Annotated in this window: 17 protein-coding genes, 3 tRNA genes and 1 pseudogene; 13 read left to right on the top strand and 8 right to left on the bottom strand. The window is 69.0% G+C overall.

What is annotated here, in order from left to right:
• Nucleotides 1-108: 108 nt before the first annotated feature.
• Nucleotides 109-1,278, top strand: coding sequence for a citrate/2-methylcitrate synthase (locus ASD25_RS20680; protein ID WP_055831299.1), 1,170 nt, complete (start codon nt 109-111; stop codon nt 1,276-1,278).
• A gap of 26 nt (nt 1,279-1,304) precedes the next feature.
• A complete protein-coding gene (locus tag ASD25_RS20675) occupies nt 1,305-2,111 on the top strand; it encodes an undecaprenyl-diphosphate phosphatase (protein WP_055831200.1) in 807 nt (268 codons plus the stop codon).
• A 7-nt stretch (nt 2,112-2,118) separates the two neighbouring features.
• Here ASD25_RS20675 and ASD25_RS20670 read toward each other — a convergent pair whose 3' ends face one another.
• Entirely contained in the window at nt 2,119-3,087 is a 969-nt protein-coding gene (locus tag ASD25_RS20670) for a complex I NDUFA9 subunit family protein (RefSeq protein ID WP_055831198.1), read from the bottom strand.
• Between the two features lie 179 nt (nt 3,088-3,266).
• Here ASD25_RS20670 and ASD25_RS20665 point away from each other — a divergent pair.
• The 5 genes from ASD25_RS20665 to lptB all read left to right on the top strand — a co-directional run bounded on the left by ASD25_RS20665 (nt 3,267) and on the right by lptB (nt 6,230).
• Nucleotides 3,267-3,353, top strand: a tRNA-Leu gene (locus ASD25_RS20665).
• Between the two features lie 123 nt (nt 3,354-3,476).
• Nucleotides 3,477-4,091 (top strand): ribonuclease D, encoded by a 615-nt coding sequence (locus ASD25_RS20660; RefSeq protein WP_055831196.1) that lies wholly within the window; start codon nt 3,477-3,479, stop codon nt 4,089-4,091.
• A gap of 306 nt (nt 4,092-4,397) precedes the next feature.
• A complete protein-coding gene (gene lptC / locus ASD25_RS20655) occupies nt 4,398-4,940 on the top strand; it encodes an LPS export ABC transporter periplasmic protein LptC (protein WP_235562819.1) in 543 nt (180 codons plus the stop codon).
• A 2-nt stretch (nt 4,941-4,942) separates the two neighbouring features.
• On the top strand, nt 4,943-5,416 hold the full coding sequence (locus tag ASD25_RS20650) for an LptA/OstA family protein (protein WP_235561784.1): 474 nt from the start codon (nt 4,943-4,945) through the stop codon (nt 5,414-5,416).
• 22 nt (nt 5,417-5,438) lie between these two features.
• Nucleotides 5,439-6,230 carry an LPS export ABC transporter ATP-binding protein gene (gene lptB, locus ASD25_RS20645; protein WP_082560141.1) on the top strand — a complete coding sequence of 264 codons (792 nt, stop codon included), beginning with the start codon at nt 5,439-5,441 and terminating at the stop codon, nt 6,228-6,230.
• Nucleotides 6,231-6,234: 4 nt separating this feature from the next.
• On the opposite strand, the gene ASD25_RS20640 is transcribed toward lptB, so the two are convergent.
• A complete protein-coding gene (locus ASD25_RS20640) occupies nt 6,235-7,530 on the bottom strand; it encodes a M20/M25/M40 family metallo-hydrolase (RefSeq protein ID WP_055831190.1) in 1,296 nt (431 codons plus the stop codon).
• 162 nt (nt 7,531-7,692) lie between these two features.
• Here ASD25_RS20640 and rpoN point away from each other — a divergent pair, with 162 nt between their 5' ends.
• From rpoN to ptsN, 3 genes are all read left to right on the top strand, one after another.
• On the top strand, nt 7,693-9,210 hold the full coding sequence (gene rpoN / locus ASD25_RS20635) for an RNA polymerase factor sigma-54 (RefSeq protein ID WP_055831188.1): 1,518 nt from the start codon (nt 7,693-7,695) through the stop codon (nt 9,208-9,210).
• A gap of 200 nt (nt 9,211-9,410) precedes the next feature.
• A complete protein-coding gene (hpf, locus tag ASD25_RS20630) occupies nt 9,411-10,076 on the top strand; it encodes a ribosome hibernation-promoting factor, HPF/YfiA family (protein ID WP_055831180.1) in 666 nt (221 codons plus the stop codon).
• A gap of 75 nt (nt 10,077-10,151) precedes the next feature.
• A complete protein-coding gene (ptsN, locus tag ASD25_RS20625; protein ID WP_055831178.1) occupies nt 10,152-10,619 on the top strand; it encodes a PTS IIA-like nitrogen regulatory protein PtsN in 468 nt (155 codons plus the stop codon).
• Nucleotides 10,620-10,625: 6 nt separating this feature from the next.
• Here ptsN and ASD25_RS20620 read toward each other — a convergent pair whose 3' ends face one another.
• From ASD25_RS20620 to ASD25_RS29645, 6 genes and pseudogenes are all read right to left on the bottom strand, one after another.
• Nucleotides 10,626-10,883 (bottom strand): DUF1150 domain-containing protein, encoded by a 258-nt coding sequence (locus ASD25_RS20620; RefSeq protein ID WP_055831295.1) that lies wholly within the window; start codon nt 10,881-10,883, stop codon nt 10,626-10,628.
• Between the two features lie 84 nt (nt 10,884-10,967).
• Nucleotides 10,968-11,387 carry an Hsp20 family protein gene (locus tag ASD25_RS20615; RefSeq protein WP_055831176.1) on the bottom strand — a complete coding sequence of 140 codons (420 nt, stop codon included), beginning with the start codon at nt 11,385-11,387 and terminating at the stop codon, nt 10,968-10,970.
• 151 nt (nt 11,388-11,538) lie between these two features.
• Nucleotides 11,539-11,614 (bottom strand) — tRNA-Ala (locus tag ASD25_RS20610).
• Between the two features lie 104 nt (nt 11,615-11,718).
• Nucleotides 11,719-11,794, bottom strand: a tRNA-Ala gene (locus ASD25_RS20605).
• A gap of 155 nt (nt 11,795-11,949) precedes the next feature.
• Nucleotides 11,950-12,390, bottom strand: a pseudogene (locus ASD25_RS20600) (TIGR02300 family protein); the annotation flags it as partial.
• 1 nt (nt 12,391) lies between these two features.
• On the bottom strand, nt 12,392-12,647 hold a 256-nt coding region (locus ASD25_RS29645), incomplete at its 3' end, for a TIGR02300 family protein (protein ID WP_156389401.1).
• Between the two features lie 288 nt (nt 12,648-12,935).
• Between ASD25_RS29645 and aroA the strand changes: the two genes are divergently transcribed.
• From aroA to ASD25_RS20580, 3 genes are all read left to right on the top strand, one after another.
• Nucleotides 12,936-14,258, top strand: a complete 1,323-nt coding sequence (aroA, locus tag ASD25_RS20590; RefSeq protein WP_082560140.1) for a 3-phosphoshikimate 1-carboxyvinyltransferase — start codon at nt 12,936-12,938, stop codon at nt 14,256-14,258.
• Nucleotides 14,255-14,905, top strand: coding sequence for a (d)CMP kinase (cmk, locus tag ASD25_RS20585; RefSeq protein WP_055831173.1), 651 nt, complete (start codon nt 14,255-14,257; stop codon nt 14,903-14,905). Before aroA ends, cmk begins: the two co-directional genes overlap by 4 nt.
• Before the next feature lie 271 nt (nt 14,906-15,176).
• Nucleotides 15,177-15,499: S1 RNA-binding domain-containing protein (locus ASD25_RS20580; protein ID WP_156389399.1), on the top strand; the 323-nt coding region annotated here is incomplete at its 3' end.

Here is a 15,499-nt window from a genome sequence, read left to right as displayed (position 1 = left end):
TGCCAAGGCCACGCGCCTCCCGGGCGTTAGCGTCATCGTCACGAAAGGACCGCATCCTTGACGTCCCATGGTTCCACGAGGCCGAGGCGTTCGGAGGCTCGCGTGCAGATGACGGACACAGTGCGGTGGATCGGACGGGGCGAGGCGCTGGCCCGACTGGGGGTCAAGTCGCAGACGCTGTACGCCTATGTCAGCCGGGGCCGGATCGCGGCGCGGCCCGACCCGGATGATTCCCGCCGCAGCCTCTACGCCGCCCATGACATCGCCCGCCTGAGCGGCGAGTCCGTCGAGGCCGAGGAGACCGCCGTCTATCGCCGCACCCCGGGCGGGGCGGCGCGCGGCGAGGCCGATATCTGTTCCTCAATGACGGTGATCGCCGGGGGACGGCTGTTCTATCGCGGGCTGGACGCCGTCCAGCTGGCCGAGACGGCGACGTTGGAGGATGTGGCGCGGCGGCTGTGGGACGCGCCGGCGGTCAATCCGTTCGCGGGCGTCCGGCCGCGGATCGGCGCCGTTCCGGGCGGTTCGATCCGGGCGCGGCTGTTCGCGGCCCTCGCCCGCCGCGCCGAAGAGGACGCCGATCCGAAGCCGCGTCCCGTCGAGGAGCTGCGCCTGGAATGCGCCCGCGTGCTGGACGAGGCGGTGGACGCCGCCGTCGGTTCGGGCCCGCGTCTGTTCCTGCACCAGCGGCTGGCGCGCAGCTGGAAGACCCCCGATCGGGACGCCCATCTGATCCGCCGCGCCCTGGTGCTGTCGGCCGATCACGAAATTAACCCGGCCGTGGTGGCGACGCGCGCCGCGGCCGACGGCGGCGCGGCTCCGGCGGCGGCGGCCTTCGCCGGCCTTCTGACCCTGGCCGGGTCGCCCGCGATGGCCGAACTGACCCGGGCCTCTGACTGGATCGTCGCCGTGCGGCGTCAGGCGGCGGACGCCGCGCGCCGGGCCCATGAGATGGGCCGTCTGGTCGGTTTCGACGCCCGGACCGACTATCCGGCCGGCGATCCGCGCGCCGCCGCACTTCTCGCCGCCGCCGATCTGCCGGCTGATCTGGCCCGCGCGGTGCAGGAAGGCGAGACGGCGACGGGGCGCAAGGCGAACTTCCCCCTGGCCCTGGCGGTGATCGCCCGCCGGCTGGAGCTGCCGCGCGACGGCGCCGCCGACCTGTTCCTGATGGGCCGTCTGGCGGGTCTGCTGGGTCATGCGCTGGATCAGGCCACGAACGGCTCGCCTATCCGGGCCCGCCTGCGCTATGTGGGTCCCGAACCGGGCGCGCACTGACGACCCGATCTGTTTGACGGGGCGTTATGGCGGACTGGCTGGCGGCGATCATCCTGGGCCTGGTCGAGGGCCTGACCGAGTTCATTCCGGTGTCGTCGACGGGCCATATGCTGTTGCTGGGCCATTTCCTCGGCTTCGAGAGCAACGGCAAGACCTTCGAGATCGTCATCCAGCTGGGCGCCCTGCTGGCCATCGTCAGCGTCTATTTCAAGCGGCTGTGGGCGCTGGCGACGCGGTGGCCGTTCGACCCCGAGGCCCGCCGCTTCCTGATCGGCCTGCTGGTCGCCTTCGCCCCGGCGGTCGTGATCGGCTTCCTCGCCTACGACTTCATCAAGACGGTGCTGTTCGAAACGCCGCTGGTGATCTGCATCGCCCTGATCGTGGGCGGCGTCCTGCTGCTGTGGCTGGACCGGATGAAGAAGGTCCCGACCTTCCTCGAGGCCGACGGCTATCCGTTGCGGGTCTATTTCCTGATCGGCCTGTTCCAGTGCCTGGCCATGATCCCCGGCGTGTCCCGCTCGGGGGCCACGATCGCGGGCGGTCTGCTGCTGGGCACCGACAAGCGGTCCGCGGCCGAGTTCAGCTTCTTCCTCGCCCTGCCGACCATGGGCAGCGCGGTGGCCTATGACCTGCTCAAGAGCTGGGACGGCTTGGACTTCAGCGACGCGGGCCTGATCGTCATCGGCTTCGTCACGGCCTTCCTGACGGCTCTGGCCGTGGTCCGGTTCCTGCTCGACTTCGTCAGCCGCCACGGCTTCGCGCCGTTCGCCTGGTGGCGGATCGCGGTCGGCGTGGCCGGGATCGTCGGCCTGGCCCTGACCGGGGGACTGTAGCCCCGGCTCAGGCCGTCGCTTCGGCGAACTGGCCGCCGCGGCGGTAGCGCCACAGATACGAAGGCGCGATGGCCTCGATGCCCGTCGGCTGGACGCCCAGCTCGGCCAAGCCCTCGGCGCCGTCGGCGACGACATTGTCCTTCTCCAGCAGCACGACCTGGTCGCGCGTCAGCACCGGCGGAATGCCGACCATGGCGGTCAGCTGGGCCATGGAGCCGATGGCCCGCGCGGCGAAGAACGGCAGGGGGATCAGGCCGTTCGAGCGATAGGTCTCGCGCAGGATCAGCTTCAGCACCTCCTCGAAGGTCATCACCGCCGGCCCGCCCAGTTCGAAGGTGCGGCCCGCCGCCTCGGGCAGGACGGTGGCGCGGGCGATGGCCTCGGCCACGTCGGCGACATAGACGGGCTGGAATCGGGTCTTGCCGCCGCCGATCAGCGGCAGGAAGGGCGAGACCTGGGCCATCTGCGCGAACCGGTTCAGGAAGTCGTCGCCGGCCCCGAAGATGATCGACGGCCGGATCACCACCGCGTCCGGCTTGACCTCGCGCACCGCCATCTCGGCCGCGGCCTTGGACAGGGCGTAGTCCGACTCGCTCTCGGGATCGGCGCCGATGGCCGAAATCTGGACCAGCCGGTTGATGTTGGCGGCGGCGACCGCCTCGGCGATGTTGCGCGAGGCCTCGACGTGCAGGGCGTGGAAGCTGCGGCGGCCCGATTCGTACAGGATGCCGATCAGATTGACGGCGGCGTCGGCGCCGTGCAGGGCGCTGGCGACGTCGTCCGTATTGTTGGCGTCGCAGCGCACGGCCTGGATCTGGCCGACGGACCCCGAGGTCTGCAGCTTCCAGGCGCGGTCGGGGCGGCGGCAGGCGACGCGCACCCGCCAGCCGCGGCGGGCAAAGGCCCGCACCAGCTGGCTGCCGACGAAGCCCGAGCCGCCGAAGACGGTGACCAGGCCGGGGGCGACTTCGCTCATCACAGGGACTCCAACAGGCGGCGGCGCGCGCGGGGCGAACCCCGTGCCGGGGCCGGATTAGACGATGGCCGCCACCGTCGCAACGCAAAGCCGACAAAAGCCTGTTGACCCGCTGGGGGGGCTGCCTTAAGGGTCCGCGCCTTCCGGACGGATAAGCACGCAGGTGCGAAAACGTCTGGGCCCAGGTGGCGGAATTGGTAGACGCGCTGGCTTCAGGTGCCAGTGATAGAAATGTCGTGGAGGTTCGAGTCCTCTCCTGGGCACCATCTTTTGAACGGCGCTGCATCGACGATGCAGCGCCGTTTGTTTTAGGGCCCTATCGCCTCGCGCGCGGCGCTCGGCTACTTGAGGGCGACGTTTTCCTCCGCCGCCAGAGCTGCTGAACCCGAATGACCGTCCATTTCCACGAAGGCGACCTGCCCAACGGCCTGGATCTGGGGCCCGAGGTGGCGATCGATTCCGAGACCATGGGCCTGCGTTTCCGCCGTGATCCGCTGTGCGTGGTCCAGCTGTCGGCCGGCGACGGCGACGCCCATGTCGTGCGCATGAACCGTCCCGGCTACGACTGCCCGAACCTGAAGCGGCTGCTGACCGATCCGGCGGTGCTGAAGCTGTTCCACTTCGGCCGCTTCGACATCGGCATGTTCCAGCTGCACCTCGGCGTCGAGACGCGGCCGGTCTATTGCACCAAGATCGCCTCCAGACTGGCGCGCACCTACACCGACCGCCACGGGCTGAAGGACGTCGTGCGCGAACTGGTCGGGGTCGACCTGTCCAAGACCCAGCAGTCCAGCGACTGGGGCGCCGCCGAGCTGTCGCCCGCCCAGCTGGAATATGCGGCGTCCGACGTCCTCTACCTGCACGCCGCCAGGGCGAAGCTGGACGAGATGCTGGAACGCGAGGGCCGCGCCGAACTGGCCCGCCGGTGTTTCGACTTCCTGCCCAGCCGATCGGCGCTGGACCTGGCGGGCTGGGACGAGATGGACATCTTCGCGCACAGCTGATGACAGACCCCGCCGACATCCGGGACCAGGCCGACGAGGCGCGCGTCGCCGCCACGGCGAAGGCGTTCCGCGCCCGGTCGCGGCGGGTGCATATGCTGCGCCGCATCCTGCCGGTGGCGATCATCGTCCTGGCCGGCGGCACCGTCAGCTGGATCGTCCTGCGCAGCGTCATGTCGGACGTCGAGCGCAAGGCCGGGACCAGCCGCGAGGTCCGGCTGGACAGCGCCATGTTCCACGGTCAGGACGCCGAGGGGCGCCTTCCGCGTACGGTCGCGGCGAGTCCAGCTGCTGCGCCGCATCCTGCCGGTGGCGATCATCGTCCTGGCGGGCGGCACCGTCAGCTGGATCGTCCTGCGCAGCGTCATGTCGGACGTCGAGCGCAAGGCCGGGACCAGCCGCGAGGTCCGGCTGGACAGCGCCATGTTCCACGGTCAGGACGCCGAGGGSCGCASCTTCATGATCGGGGCGAAGAGCGCCGTGCGCGACCCGGAAACCGGCCAGTTCCGGCTGATGGGGCCGGCGCTGAGGCTGAACCTGGGCGGCCGCAAGGTCACGACCCTGACGGCCGACGGCGGAACCTACAACGAAGCCGCCAGGACGGTCACGATCGGCCCCAATGTTCGGATATCGGACGGCGGCTCGGGCTTCACCCTGGTCACGCCCGAGGCTGTGGTGAACACCGCGACCGGCGTGGTGACGGGATCGAAGGGCGTCCAGGGCTCGGGTCCGCTTGGAACGGTCAACGCTTCGTCCTATGTCATCTATGAACAGGGCGAACGGGTCGTGTTCAGGGGCGCGGGCGATAACAAGGTGCGCGGGACGATCAACCCCGCCAGTTCGGACGGATGAGCATGACCAGAACCCTCCTGACGGCGGCCTTCGCGCTTGGCCTCGCGGCCGTGCCGACGATCGGCGACGCCCAGAGCTTCCAGGGCGGCCAGCCCATCATGTGGGGCGCCGACGAGGTGTCGCGCACGCCGGCGGTCCTGTCGCTGCGCGGACGGGCCGAACTGACCCAGGGCGACAACCGCATCCGGGCCGATCGGGTCGAGGGGACGATCAGCAACGGCGACCTCACCCGTGTCGAGGCGAGCGGCAATGTCTATTTCGTCACGCCCGAGCAGACGATCCGCGGCGACCGCGCCGTCTACACCCCGGCCAACGACACCATCGTTCTGACCGGCGACGTCATTCTGACCCAGGGCCAGAACGTGATGACCGGCGGACGATTGACCTACAACACCCGCACCGAGGCGGCGGAGATGGACGGGGCGACCGGCGGCCGGGTCCAGGGCGTCTTCTATCCCGAACGCAGCGGGAACTGAGCCTCCGGCTCGGACCTGACCTTTGGCGCGCAAGGAACTCTCAGCCCTCAATGTGAACGAGGCTCCGGTCGAGCCGGCGGCCGCGCCGGCGCGCGCCACGGGCCTGAGGGTCGAGAACATCGCCAAGTCGTTCGGCCAGCGGCAGGTGGTGCGTGACGTCTCCCTGCACGTCCAGCGCGGCCAGGTCGCGGGCCTGCTGGGCCCCAACGGCGCCGGCAAGACGACCTGCTTCTACATGATCACCGGCCTGATCCCGCCCGATACCGGCTCCATCTGGCTGGACGGCGAGGACATCACGCCCCAGCCGATGTACCAGCGCGCCCGCATGGGCCTGGGCTATCTGGCGCAGGAGGCCTCGATCTTCCGCGGCATGACGGTCGAGCAGAACGTCAAGGCGGTGGTCGAACTGCACCATACCGGCCACCAGGCGATCGCCGACGAGACCCGCCGCCTGCTGGAGGAACTGCGCATCGACCACCTGCGCCACGCCCCGGCGTCGGGCCTGTCGGGCGGCGAGCGGCGGCGCTGCGAGATCGCCCGGGCCCTGGCGGGCAAACCCAGCTTCATGCTGCTGGACGAACCCTTCGCCGGCATCGACCCCCTGGCCATCGCCGACATCCGCCAGGTGATCCGCTACCTGGCGGGCGAGGGCATCGGCGTGCTGATCACCGACCACAACGTCCGCGAGACGCTGGAGATCATCGACCACGCCTCGATCATCTCGGGCGGTTCGGTGCTGTTCGAGGGCAAGGCCGAGGACGTGATCCGCGATCCGGAAGTGCGCCGGGTCTATCTGGGCGACATGTACGGGTAAGGCGTCAGGGCCGCCCCAGGCTCAGCCTGCTGATCAACACCGCCGCCCGCTGCGACTGCCGCACCAGACTGTCCAGATCGACCCATTCGCCGTCGGCGTGGGCGTTCCCGCCCGCGACGCCGAGGCCGCCCAGCGTATCCACATCGGCGGCCACGAAGCCGCTGTCCGCCGCCCCCCGACGCGCCGGGTCATAGGCCGCCATCTCCGGCAGGCCGAGGTCGCGGTTGACGGCGTTCAGGCGCGCCAGCAGGGCGATATTGCCCTCGCTTGGGGCCATTGGCGGATAGCCGCCCTCGCCGAAGACCAGTTCGGCCCCGGTACGGGGCAGGTGGGCGTCGACGATGGCCTGCATGCCGGCGCGGATGCGGGCGTCCTGTTCGGCGGTCAGGGTGCGCAGGTCGCCGCGGGCGATGGCGGTCGAGGCGACGATATTGGTCTTGCCCGAGGCCGTGACATTGAAGCCCTCGGCGTCGATGGCGGCGGGCGTGCCGCCGGCGATGACCCCGACATTGTAGGTCAGGTTGGGCTCCGGCAGTTCGCGGCGGAAGCCGTCGAGGATGCGCGCCATCTCATAGATGGCCCCATAGCCCAGCGTGTCGTTGAACACGCCGCTGGAATGGCCGGTCCGGCCGCTCGTGGTCAGGGTCCAGTTGCTGGAGCTGCGGCGCGCGATGGTGCCGAAGTCCTGTTCGTTCTCGACGGCCAGGTTCTCGAACTCGAGGGCGAAGGCGGCGGCCTTGCCGGCCTCGACCAGATCGCGGCGGGCGACCGACGCCGGCGCCCCGATCCGCTCCTCGTCCCCGGTCAGGACGAGGGTGATATTGGCGTTCCGCAGGGTTCCGGCCGCCCGCATGGCCCGCAGGGCCGCGATGATGACCACCACCCCGCCCTTGTCGTCGCCGATTCCCGGCCCGGTGGCGCGGGCGCCCTGGCGCTCGAAACGCTGGAACGGGTTGTCCGCCTCGAACACCGTGTCCAGATGGCCGATCAGCAGGATGTTGCGCCCCCGGCCGGGGTGGGTGGCGATCAGATGGCCGGCGCGGCCCGTCTCGGCCATGTCGACCCACCGGACATCAAAGCCGAGCGGCTCCAGTTCGGTCCGGACCATGTCGCCGACGGCGCGGACGCCGGCCAGGTTCAGCGTGCCGCTGTTCTGGTTCACCATCCGCTCCAGCAGGGCGATGTGGCGGTCATGCTCCTGCGTCACCGTCTGCATCATCGTCCGTTCCGCGCGGCCGGGCTGCGCCTCGGCGGCGGCGGGCAGGACGAACAGGAGAAGAACGGCAAGGAACAGGCGCATGGCGACCTCTGGCTGGAAGGCCTCAGCGTTTCCGATCCATGGCCCGGAGTAAAGCGCACGCGGTCGCCCCGGCGTTTAGAACACCGTTAACCGGTTCGGCGACACAGTCGCCCCAGCAAGTTTCGGGCCACGGGGCGGCGACGGCTTGCACGGGGGAATACGGTGCTCGGTCAGAGGCTGGAGATCAGGCAGGGCCAGGGGCTGGTCATCACGCCCCAGCTGCAGCAGGCGATCAAGCTGCTGCAACTGTCGAACCTCGAGCTGGACGCCTTCGTCGAGGCCGAGCTGGAGCGCAATCCGCTGTTGCAGCGCGAGGACGCCGAACCGGGCGGCGAGACCGAGCCTCCGGCTGCGGTCGAGAGCCACGACGCCGCCGAGATGAGTTTTGACGAGGGCCGGGTGGCCGACGCGGACCGCTCGCTGGATGCGCGCTCCGACGACGTCTACGGCGACGCCAGCCCCGGCGAGCGCACCTCGGACCGGATGGAGGATGTCGGGACCGGCGAGGCCCAGGTCGGGCTCAACGACTGGTCGCGCGCCGGCTCGGGCGGCGGCCTGCCCGACGGCGAGGGCCGCGAACAGCCCGACACCCGCGACGCCACCCTGTGGGAGCATCTGCAGGGCCAGGCCTCGCAGGCCGGGTTCTCGCCCTCCGACCACGCCATCGCCCTGACCCTGATCGACGGCGTCGACGAGGGCGGCTATCTGCGCGGCGACCTGAACGAGGTGGCGGACCGGCTGGGCATTCCGCTGGAACGCGTCGAGGCGGTGCTGACCGTCTGCCACGGCTTCGAGCCGACCGGCGTCATGGCGCGGTCCGTGCCCGAATGCCTGAAGCTGCAGCTGATCGAGCGCAACCGCTTCGACCCGGCCATGGGTTGTCTGCTGGAGAATCTGGACCTGCTGGCCAAACGGGACCTGTCGGCCCTGCGCAAGGCCTGCGGCGTCGACGCCGAGGACATGGCCGAGATGATCGCGGAGCTGAAGGCGCTGACGCCCCGACCGGGCGCGGGCTTCGGCGGCGAACCGGCCCAGACGGTGATCCCCGACGTCCATGTGCGCGCCGATCCCGCCGGCGGCTGGAAGGTCGAACTGAACGCGGACACCCTGCCGCGCCTGATCATGGACAAGCGCTATCACGGCGTGGTGGCGGCGGGTTCGCGCTCGGACGTGGAAAAGACCTTCGTCGCGGACTGCGCGGCCCAGGCCAGCTGGCTGGTGAAGTCGCTGGACCAGCGGGCGAAGACCATTCTCAAGGTCTCGTCCGAGATCGTGCGCCAGCAGGACGCCTTCCTCGCCTTCGGCGTGGAGTTCCTGCGGCCGCTGAACCTGAAGACCGTCGCCGACGCCATCGGCATGCACGAGTCGACGGTCTCGCGGGTGACCTCGAACAAATACGTCTCGACCCCGCGCGGCGTCTTCGAGCTGAAATTCTTCTTCACCGCGGCGATCCAGTCGTCCGACGGCGGGGCCACCCACTCGGCCGAGGCCGTGCGGCACCGGATCAAGGCCATGATCGAAACCGAGGGCCGGGACGGCGACGTCCTGTCCGACGACCGGATCGTGGAAATTCTGAAAGAGACCGGCATCGACATCGCCCGCCGCACCGTGGCCAAATACCGCGAGGCCCTGCGCATTCCCTCGTCGGTCGAGCGCAAGCGGATGCTGCGGACGGGTTGACCGCCCCGGCTGTCGCTCCTGTATCACTCGCCCGTCGTCGAATTCTCCGTTCAGTCGTCGAAATCCGTCGTCGAATTCCTCGTCCCTCAAGTGGTCGAATTCCCCGGCGCCCCGATCGTCGAATTCTCCCCCGCCTCGAGCGTCACCACATTTCAGTGATCGGCGTTGACACCATTCGCGATCGGTCGCGTTCTATCGACATGCAAATCCAAGTCAGCGGCAAGCACGTGGATGTCGGCGACGCGTTAGGCTCGCGCATCTCCCAGGAACTCGAAGACGGGATCGGCAAATATTTCGAACGCGGCGCCCAGGACGCCGAGGTCGTGGTGTCCAAGGACGGCCACGGCTTCAAGGTGGACTGTTGGGTCCGTCTGGCGTCCGGAGAGGCCATCGTCACCAGCGGGCTGGGCGGCGACGCCCACGGTGCGTTCTCGGATTCGCTAGAGAAGCTCGAGAAGCGCGTCCGTCGCTACAAGCGTCGGCTCAAGAACCATCACGCTGGCCCGCGCGGCCTGTCGCCCGAGAAGTCGGAGAACGCGGCCCGCGACGTGGCGCGAAGCATCGTCCTGCGCAGCCCCGATGAGGTCGAGGACGCGGACTTCGGCGATGCGGGCGCGCCCGGCGAACCCCCGCCCGTCGGCATGGTCATCGCCGAGACCGAGGCGGAGATCCGCACGATCACGGTCGGACGCGCCGTGCTCGAACTGGACATGACCGGCTATCCGGTCGTCCTGTTCCGCAATGCGGCCCACGGCGGCATTTCGGTGGTCTACCGCCGGCCCGACGGAAACGTGGGCTGGATCGATCCGGAGCGGACGTCGAAATCGGTCAACGGACACGGTTCGGTAAACGGTAAGAGCGTATAGTCTTCCCCAATAGAGGCGGGTGGTCTAAACGGCCCCCGCCCGTTCGGGATGTATGGGCAGAGTCGGGAACTCCTCATGGACATCGGTGATTTGCTGGCGGACGGCGGCGTCGTCCTGCGCAGCGGCGCATCGTCGAAGCGCCAGGCCCTGCATACGGTGGCCGAGGCCGCCGCCCAGGCGCTGGGCTTGCCGGAAAATCGCGTGATGGAAGCGCTGCTGGAGCGCGAGGCCCTCGGCTCCACCGGCCTCGGCTCGGGCGTCGCCGTGCCGCATGCCCGACTTGAGGGCGTCGGGCGGGTCACGGCGGTGTTCGTGCGCCTGGATACGCCGGTGGCCTATGGCGCGGTCGACGATCGCCCCGTTGATCTGCTGTTCGCCCTGTTCGCTCCGCCCCGGGACGGCGCCGAGCATCTGCGGGCGCTGGCCGCGATCTCGCGCGCCCTGCGTTCGCCGGAGATGCGCGAGCAGCTGCGGCAGGCCCGCACCACCGACGCCATCCGCGCTCTTTTCGTCAAGGACCAGGCCCCGGCCACGGCGGCCTGAGGGCCGTCAGTGGACGGACACGGGCTCCAGCTCGTGGGCCACGGCCGCGGCGAAGGCGGTTTCACGATCCATCATCACCGCCAGCCGCTCGCCGTCGGCGGCGTGCACGGCGAAAAGCGTCGCCTCGGGGTCGATCTTCAGCCCCTTCGACTCTTCCGGCACGACATCGGCCAGAACGTCGGAGGCGCGGATTTCCCGCACATAGACAAGGTCGGGCGCGCCCAGGCCTTCAAAATCCTTCTTGGTCATCTTCATGGGCGTCATCAAGACCGCCTCCTTACGCTGAACTAACGCCCGTCGAGGGCTTATGGGTCCGGCCCCGAAAGCGGCGACCGGAAAACGCGGCTTTCAGCCCGTGGTGATGGGGATGCGCCGCACCGTCGGCAGGTCTTCCGGGCGCCGCATGTCGACATGCAGGAGGCCATGCTCCAGTCGCGCCTCCTCCACCTCCAGCCCGTCGGCCAGCACGAAGCTGCGGACGAAGCCGCGGCCCGCGATGCCGCGATGCAGAAACGCCTGGTCGGCCTTGTCGGACGGTTCGCGCTTGCCGGCGATGGTCAGCTGGCGGCCTTCGAGGGTCACGGCCAGATCCTCGGGGCCGAAGCCGGCGACCGCCAGGGTGATCCGCACGGCGTGCTCGCCCCGCTGTTCGACATTGTAGGGCGGATAGCTGTCCGCGGCGGCGCGGGCGGCCCGGTCGATCATCGCCCGGGTGTGGTCGAAGCCCAGCAGGAAGGGGCTGTCGAACAATATGGTTCGCGTCGTCATCGTTTCATGCCCCCGAAGCAGGCCTTGCGCCGTCTGCGCCCCCCGTCATCGGCGAGGCGTCGGCGTATCGTGCAGATGGGGCAGGATGGACCCGAGATCAACCGGGAGCCGGATGGGACGAAGGCCCCGCGGTTTCCCGCGGGGCCTTCGATGGTGGAGCTTAGCGGAGTCGAACCGCTGACCTCTTGCATGCCATGCAAGCGCTCTACCAGCTGAGCTAAAGCCCCGAACCTTTCGGTCGGCTACGGTATCCAGATGGGGCCGGATCGTCCGGAGATCAACAGGACCCCGGAAAGGACGAAGGCCCCGCGGTTTCCCGCAGGGCCTTCGATGGTGGAGCTTAGCGGAGTCGAACCGCTGACCTCTTGCATGCCATGCAAGCGCTCTACCAGCTGAGCTAAAGCCCCGAACCTTTCGGTCGGATCGCGTGGGGGCCGGGAGGCCCTGCTGCGAGGCGGCGGAACCTATGTCAGGGCCTGATCGCGATCAACCCCGGTCCAGCCATTTATTTTCGTCTCCGCCGGACGTGTGAAAAGTCGTCCGGCGGAGGTCCGAAAAAAGCCTATTCGTCGTCCTTGGGCGTCTTGATCTCGTCCTCGAACGCGTCGTCGTCCTCGTCCTCGATGAACGGGACCGAATCGTCGTCATCGTCATCGGCCAGGACGTCGTCGTCCTCGGTCGCCTCGCCCATGCCGGGCTCCTCGGTCGGGTCGACGGGGGCGTCGTCGTCGTCGTCGGGCGTCAGGATGGGCTCGTGGCCCTCCTGATCGATCTCGGGCGTCGCGACGGCTTCTTCTTCCTCGTCCTCGTCGCCGTCGACCTTCTTGTCCTTGACCTGATCCTCGTCGGCCTCGTCGGCGGGATAGCCGGCCGGACGGCCACGGCGGTTGCGCAGCTTCAGCGCCTCCTCCGGATCGAAATCGGTCGCGCATTTGGGGCAATGAGCCGGGCGGCGGCCCAGGTCATAGAATTTGGCCTGGCAGTTCGGGCAGACCTGCTTCTGNGGGAAGAGTTCTGATGACCGCCACCCTGACGCTGCCGTCGGTCCTCGACATTCAGGCGGTCCTTGACCTGATCTTCATCAGCGTCGTCGGCAGGATAGCCGGCCGGACGGCCGCGGCGGTTGCGCAGCTTCAGCGCTTCCTCCGGATCGAAATCGGTCGCGCATTTGGGGCAATGAGCCGGGCGGCGGCCCAGGTCATAGAATTTGGCCTGGCAGTTCGGGCAGACCTGCTTCTGGCCCAGTTCGGGTTTGGCCACGGTTGAAGACCTTTGGCGGGAGTGGGGAAATGGGGCGGCTCCCTTGCCACCCCCTGACGCCGCTGTCAAAAACCATCTCCGCGCNGGCGAGGGCGCAGATCAGCATGGTGAGCTTGCGCGGCCTGGCAGTTCGGGCAGACCTGCTTCTGGCCCAGTTCGGGTTTGGCCACGGTTGAAGACCTTTGGCGGGAGTGGGGAAATGGGGCGGCTCCCTTGCCACCCCCTGACGCCGCTGTCAAAAACCATCTCCGCGCGCCCGCGCCCGCTGACCCTCCCGGAGACCGCAGGGTGTCGACCCCAGGCTATCTGACCGCCCGCCGCAGCGCTTCGCTGAACGGCCTCGTGCGCGCTCCCGGCGACAAGTCCATGTCGCACCGCGTCCTGATTCTGGGAGCGATGGCCACGGGTGTGACCGAGATCGAGGGGTTGCTGGAAGGCGACGACGTGCTGGCGACCGCGCGGGCGGTGGAAGCCTTCGGAGCGACCGTGGAGCGGCTGGGCGAAGGCCGCTGGCGGGTGACTGGGCAGGGCGGATTCAAACAGCCGGCCGGCGTTATCGACTGCGGCAACGCCGGCACAGGCGTACGGCTGCTGATGGGCGCGGCGGCGGGCTATCCGATCGCCGTGACCTTCGACGGCGACGCCAGCCTGCGCAAACGTCCGATGAAGCGGGTGACCGGGCCGTTGGCGGAAATGGGCGCGCGTTTCGGCTGGAGGGCGGAACCGGATCGCCTGCCCGTCGAGATTCAGGGCGGGGATCTGGCCGCGATCGATTTTGTTCAGCCGGTGGCGTCAGCGCAGGTGAAGTCGGCCATCCTGCTGGCCGGGCTGAACGCGAACGGCGTGATCACGGTGGCCGAGCCCGAACCGAGCCGCGACCACACCGAACGGATGCTGCGCGCCTTCGGGGTCGAGGTCGGGGTGCTGCCGATGGAACAGGGCTGGCGCGTCAGTCTGAAGGGCGGGCAGGCGTTGACGGGAACCACCGTCGCCGTGCCCGGCGATCCATCCTCGGCGGCTTTCCCGCTGGCGGCGGGGCTGATCGTTCCGGGCTCGGAGGTGACCGTCGAAGGCGTCATGCTCAATCCGCTGCGCACCGGCCTGTTCGAGACATGGCGCGAGATGGGGGCCGATCTGACGGTCTCGAACCGCCGCATGGCCGGCGGGGAAGAGGTGGGCGACGTGACGGCGCGGCATTCGGCCCTGACCGGCGTGGTCGTGCCGCCGGAACGAGCCGCCTCGATGATCGACGAATATCCGATCCTTGCCGCCACCGCCGCCTTCGCGGCGGGCTCCACCGTCATGCGCGGCATCGGCGAGATGCGGGTCAAGGAAAGCGACCGCATCGCCCTGATGGCGGCGGGCCTGAAGGCTTGCGGCGTCGCGGTGGAAGAGGAACCTGAAGGCTTCACCGTCGCCGGCGGCCCGGTTCGGGGCGGCGCGACCATCACCACCCACGGCGATCACCGCATCGCCATGAGCCATCTGGTGCTGGGCCTGGCGGCCGACGAGGCGGTCGCTGTCGACGAACCGGGCATGATCGCGACGAGCTTTCCGGGATTTGTCGAGTTGATGCGAGGCCTCGGGGCCGATATCGCAGCGTCTGAATGAACCGATTTCTGATTATCGCCGTCGACGGCCCCGCCGCCTCGGGCAAGGGCACGATCGCCGCCCGGCTGGCGCGGACCTATGGCCTGCCGCATCTCGACACGGGTCTGCTGTACCGGGCCGTGGGGCTGGGCGTGCTGGACGCGGGGCGATCTCTGGCGGACGCCGCCGCCGCCGAGGCGATAGCGCGGGCGCTGGACGCCAGCCACCTGATCGACACCGACCGGCTGACCGACCGGGGAGCCGGCGAAGCCGCCAGCAGGGTCGCCGGCTATCCAGGCGTGCGTGCGGCCCTGTTGGCCTTCCAGAAAGCGTTCGCCGCCCGGCCCGGCGGAGCGGTGCTCGACGGACGCGACATCGGCACCGTCATTGCGCCGGACGCCCAGGCCAAGCTGTTCGTGACCGCGGCCCCGGAAGTTCGGGCGATGCGCCGCTGGAAGCAGTTGACGGGCCGGGGCGACGCCATCGCCTATGAAGACATGCTGGCCGACATCGTGCGGCGCGACGAGCGTGATGCGGGCCGGGGCGCTGCCCCTATGATCCAGGCTGATGACGCCGTCTTGCTGGACACGACCGAAATGGATATAGAGACCGCCTTCGATGCGGCCCGCCGTATCGTCGAGGCGGCGCGTGTCCGGAACGGCCTTTAGGGGCCCAAAGGCAAATCCAGCGCGTCATCCTCGGCTTCCGCGGGCGTTCTGGTTCATTCGCCTCGCGTCCTGACGACCTGATKACCCCTTTCACACTCACCTCGCGCGGGGCCGTTCGGTCGCGCGCCACAGCCGTTAGAAACCTCAACACTGCATGACTGACACCCAAAGCTTCTCCCCCTCGCGTGACGACTTCGCCGCGCTGCTNCACACTCACCTCGCGCGGGGCCGTTCGGTCGCGCGCCACAGCCGTTAGAAACCTCAACACTGCATGACTGACACCCAAAGCTTCTCYCCCTCGCGTGACGACTTCGCCGCGCTGCTCGACGAAACCCTTCAGGGCCGCGACCTCGGCGAAGGCCAGGTCGTCCACGGCCGCGTCGTCGGCATCGAAAAGGACATCCTGATCATCGACGTCGGTCTGAAGACCGAAGGCCGCATCCCGGCCCGCGAGTTCGGCATCGGCGAAGGCGCCGTCATTCCGAAGCTCGGCGACAAYGTCGAAGTCTAYCTCGAGCGCGTCGAGAACGCCCTGGGTGAAGCCGTCATCAGCCGCGACAAGGCTCGCCGCGAAGAAGCCTGGACCCGTCTGGA

It is taken from the genome of Brevundimonas sp. Root1423 (genome assembly GCF_001426805.1).
This window is presented reverse-complemented; position numbering and strand designations above follow the sequence as displayed.